The 4,921-nt window shown below is 69.4% G+C and carries 3 protein-coding genes; 1 reads left to right on the top strand and 2 read right to left on the bottom strand.

Features of this window, described 5'->3' with window-relative positions; all coding sequences use genetic code 11:
- On the bottom strand, positions 1-798 hold a 798-nt coding region (locus tag ACFW2E_RS41420), incomplete at its 3' end, for an MHYT domain-containing protein (RefSeq protein ID WP_384475678.1).
- A gap of 376 nt (positions 799-1,174) precedes the next feature.
- On the opposite strand from ACFW2E_RS41420, the gene ACFW2E_RS41415 reads away from it, so the two are divergent.
- On the top strand, positions 1,175-3,568 hold the full coding sequence (locus ACFW2E_RS41415) for a M4 family metallopeptidase (protein WP_384475675.1): 2,394 nt from the start codon (positions 1,175-1,177) through the stop codon (positions 3,566-3,568).
- Positions 3,569-3,623: 55 nt separating this feature from the next.
- On the opposite strand, the gene ACFW2E_RS41410 is transcribed toward ACFW2E_RS41415, so the two are convergent.
- Positions 3,624-4,823: a glycoside hydrolase family 64 protein gene (locus ACFW2E_RS41410; RefSeq protein WP_384475672.1), complete on the bottom strand. Its 1,200-nt coding sequence runs from the start codon at positions 4,821-4,823 to the stop codon at positions 3,624-3,626.
- Positions 4,824-4,921: the final 98 nt, after the last annotated feature.

The following is a 4,921-nucleotide window of genomic DNA, read 5'->3' as shown; positions in this document are numbered from 1 at the left end:
GGCCGGGCCGGGTGCGCCGCGCTCGGCGGCGGTGGTGGCCGGCCCGCGGCCGGGGCGGGGCCAGTCGCCGTCGCCCAGGACCAGCAGCGGGTCGAACATCACCACCACACCGCACAGCAGCAGGAAGACGGCCGGGCCCAGCAGCATGGGCAGCAGCACGGCGGGCGACTCGCCCGCCAGGAAGCCGCCGTCCGCGTCGACATGGACGCTCACGGCCGCCATGGCCGTGTAGTGCATGCCGGACACGGCCAGGCCCATCACCAGGCTGGCACCGAGGCTCGCCGCGAAGCCGCGGATCGACACGGCCGCCCAGAGTGCCGCCGTGGCGGCGACGATCGCGATCGCCACGGAGAGGCCGACCGTGCGCATGTCGTAGTCGATCTCCCCGTCCAGCCGCAGTGCCGCCATCCCCAGGTAGTGCATGGCCGCCACGCCGAGCCCCGTGATGACGCCGGCCGCGGACAGCGTGCGGGCGGTGGCGCCACGGTAGCCGACGGCGAACACACCGACGCCGACGACGAAGACGGCCACCGCGAGACTGAGCAGGGTGAGACACACGTCGTAGCGGACCGGGCTCTCCTCGACATGGAAGCCGATCATGGCGATGAAGTGCATCGTCCAGATGCCGCAGCCGATCGACGTGGCACCGAGGGCCAGCCAGCCGGCCTTCCGCGACCGGGTGTTGTGCACCGACCGCACGATGCAGCGCAGTCCCAGCGCCCCGCCCAGACACGCCATCAGATAGGCCGCCACCGGAGTCACCGCGCCGTAGTGGAACCCGTCAACCGTGCCGTGCATGAGTCAACTCCCCCCAGAGTCAACGCTGTTGTGGGAGAAGGTCTATGTGCCGGGAGAGCCCGAGGGCAAGCCCTCGCCACCTCTCTTCTGTCAACTCTCGGCCGATACCGGGCAACTCGGCCACCGGGAGGGCGAGTTTCGGCCAGGGTCGCACGGTCGCGCCCGTGGCGAGCCCATAGGGAAAACCCTCGAATGTCACCGACCGTAGTGACATGGACGGGTCAATGATGAAAACTCCCTCCTGCCCCCCACACCGTTTCTTCGGATCCGTGCACGGATCACGCTCCCGCACAGCTCAGCTCGTCCCGGACAGCACACCCCGTCTGTCCGGTCTGTCACCGGCCGCGACCCGGCGGCCGCAGCAGGAGGAGTTCGAGTGAGACGCCTTCCCCACAGACGTTCCACCGTCGGGGCCGCACTGGTCTCGACCGCGGCCTTCCTCGTCGTCGGTATCCAGTCGGTTCCGGCGACCGCGAAGCCCGCCGCCCCCCACCCCAGCCCCCTGCGCACCGGCAGCCAGGAGGCCAAGCTCACCCCGGCCCAGCGCGGCGCGCTCATCAGGAGCGCCAAGCAGAAGACGGCCGCGACCGCCCGCACCCTCGGCCTCGGCGCCAAGGAGAAGCTCGTCGTCAGGGACGTCGTCAAGGACAACGACGGCACCCTGCACACCCGTTACGAGCGCACCTACGACGGCCTGCCCGTCCTCGGCGGTGACCTCGTCGTGCACACCCCGCCCGCCTCGCTGGCGACCGGCACGGTGAGCACGACCTTCAACAACAGGCACGCCGTCAAGGTCGCCTCCACCACCGCGGCCTTCACCAAGGCGGCCGCCGAGACCAAGGCCCTCAGGACGGCCAGGTCCCTCCACGCCGACAGGCCCGCCACCGACAGCGCCCGCAAGGTGATCTGGGCCGGCAGCGGTACGCCGAAGCTCGCCTGGGAGACGGTGATCGGCGGCTTCCAGGACGACGGCACGCCCAGCCGGCTGCACGTCATCACCGACGCCACCACCGGCAAGGAGCTCTACCGCTACCAGGCGGTCAGGACCGGTACCGGCAACACCCAGTACAGCGGTACGGTCACGCTGACCACGACGCAATCGGGGTCGACGTACACGCTGAACGACGCCTCGCGCGGCGGCCACAAGACGTACAACCTCAACCACGGTACGTCCGGCACCGGCACGCTGTTCTCCCAGACGAACGACACCTGGGGCAACGGCACGACGTCCAACGCCGCCACCGCGGGCGCCGACGCCGCCTACGGCGCCCAGGAGACCTGGGACTTCTACAAGAACACGTTCGGCCGCTCCGGCATCAAGAACGACGGCGTCGCCGCGTACTCCCGCGCGCACTACGGCAACTCGTACGTCAACGCGTTCTGGGACGACAGCTGCTTCTGCATGACCTACGGCGACGGCTCGGGCAACGCCGACCCGCTCACCTCGCTGGACGTGGCCGGCCACGAGATGAGCCACGGCGTCACCTCCAACACCGCGGGCCTGGAGTACAGCGGTGAGTCCGGCGGCCTGAACGAGGCGACCTCCGACATCTTCGGCACCGGCGTCGAGTTCTACGCCAACAACAGCACCGATGTCGGCGACTACCTCATCGGCGAGAAGATCGACATCAACGGCGACGGCACGCCGCTGCGCTACATGGACAAGCCCAGCAAGGACGGCGGCTCCGCCGACAGCTGGTACTCCGGAGTCGGCAACCTCGACGTGCACTACTCCTCGGGTCCGGCGAACCACATGTTCTACCTGCTGTCCGAGGGCAGCGGCACCAAGGTCATCAACGGTGTGACCTACAACAGCCCGACCTCGGACGGCGTCGCCGTCACCGGCATCGGCCGGGCCGCGGCCCTCCAGATCTGGTACAAGGCGCTGACGACGTACATGACGTCGAGCACCGACTACGCCGCTGCCCGCACCGCCGCCCTCAACGCGGCCACCGCGCTCTACGGCGCCAACTCCACCCAGTACGCCGGAGTGGCCAACGCGTTCGCCGGCATCAACGTCGGCAGCCACGTCACCCCGCCGGGCAACGGCGTGACGGTCACCAACCCGGGCAGCCAGTCCTCGACCGTCGGCACCGCGGTGAGCCTGCAGGTCTCGGCGAGCAGCACCAACAGCGGTGCCCTCACCTACAGTGCCTCCGGTCTGCCGGCCGGTCTGTCGATCAACAGCTCGACCGGCCTGATCTCCGGCACGCCCACCACCGCGGGCACCTCCAGCACCACGGTCACGGTGACCGACTCCACCGGCGCGACCGGAACCGCGACCTTCAACTGGACGGTCAGCCCCACCGGTGGCGGCTGCTCGTCGACGCAGTTGCTCGGCAACCCGGGCTTCGAGTCGGGCAGCACCGGCTGGACCGCGACCAGCGGGGTCATCACCACCGACAGCGGTGAGGCGTCCCACAGCGGCTCCTACAAGGCCTGGCTCGACGGCTACGGCACCACGCACACCGACACCCTGTCCCAGTCGGTGACGATCCCCGCGGGCTGCAAGGCGACCCTGACCTTCTACCTGCACATCGACACCGCGGAGACCACCAGCAGCACTCAGTACGACAAGCTGACGGTGACCGCGGGATCGAAGACCCTGGCGACCTACTCGAACCTCAACAAGGCCTCCGGCTACAGCCAGAAGTCCTTCGACCTGTCCTCGCTGGCGGGCTCGACGGTCACGCTGAAGTTCAACGGCGTCGAGGACTCCTCGCTCCAGACCAGCTTCGTCGTGGACGACACGGCCCTGACGACCGGCTGACGCACCGCCGCGCGATCCCGCACACGGAGGCCGTCCGTGTGCGGGATCCCGCATGTCAGCTCAGCGGATCGAGCGTCAGATACGCCTGCTGGGGCGCCCCGTCATGCACCAGGGACTCCTGGTTCCCGACGTCGTCGAAGGCGAACGCGTACGCCCTGCCGTCCGCCATCTGGGCGTGGACCTTGCGCGCGTACTGGTTGGTCACCGTGTCCTGGTAGAAGTTCGCCGGCGAGGTGTCCGGCTGGTTCGGGTTGACCAGCAGCGTCGAGCGGTTGAAACCGGCGCACAGGGTGCGGGAGATGGGGCCGCGCACGGCGTCGTTCGGTGCGTCCAGGCGCTTGTGGCAGCCGAAGACGCTGTCGGCGTCCGGCTTCTGGAAACTGGTGACGACCGCACCGGAGGCGTTGGTGAAGTTCATGACGTTCCCCGAGACCCGGCCGTAGTACCTGGTGTTCGGCTCGCCGGCGAAGGGGGTGACGGTGAGTGCCGTCGTCGCGTACTTCTGCCAGACCCGGTTGACGTAGTCGTCCATGACGTTCGCCGGCAGGGCCCCGGTCTCCACCCCGTACAGCGGTGAGAGCGCCCGCAGGACGGTCCCGTCGGACCGCGTCTGGATCAGGTCGGCCCAGCCGCCCGGCTGTCCGCGCAGCGCGTTGAAGAACCCGCCGTAGCCACCGGACTTGAGATGCCCGGTGCTGCTCACGCTTCCGTCGGACCGCTGCACTCCGACCGCGTAGGGTGCGGAGAACATGTCGACCTGTGTGCTGTTGAGCCACAGGCCCGAGTCGTTGAGTGTGTACTCCGACCAGTTGAAGAGGATGTCACGGTTGGGGTCGCTCGGATTCTGCACGGCCGGCTGCACCAGCCCGCCCGTGGTCAGCCGGAAGTCGAGCTTGCGGCCGTAGGAGAAGTAGATCCGGCCGGAGAACTTGGGGATCCGGATCGTCTTCGACTGCCCGGCGGCGGGCCCGGGGATCGAGGCGTCGGGCGCGGGGGCCGGCGGGGTCCCGCCCGCGGGCCAGGCATGGAAGCCGCCGCCCGCGTCCGCCCAGCCCTGGCGGCCGGTCGACAGCTGGGTGCCGAGATCGTAGATGTAGACCGCGTCGCCGCGGCCGGAGTTGTTGGTGACCTTCAGGGGAATCGTGTCCGGCACCGCGGCGCCGGCCGGTTCGGGCGTGCCCAGCGCGAGCAGCGCGCCGACCAGGACCGCCGCGGCCGCGAGTGGCGGAGCGGGACGGGTGAGTCTGGTGAGCACTCTCCACCTCCGTGTGGGGTCGGGGTGGCACGGAAGTTGGTCCGTACCAGTGTGAGAGCGCTCTCAGCGTCACGCCGGGGCGCGTGCATGTCAATGAG

Origin of the sequence: Streptomyces sp. NPDC058964 (genome assembly GCF_042741275.1) — a bacterium.
Taxonomy (GTDB): domain Bacteria; phylum Actinomycetota; class Actinomycetes; order Streptomycetales; family Streptomycetaceae; genus Streptomyces.
Note: the sequence above shows the minus strand (reverse complement) of the source record. Positions and strands in the feature narration are given on the sequence as shown.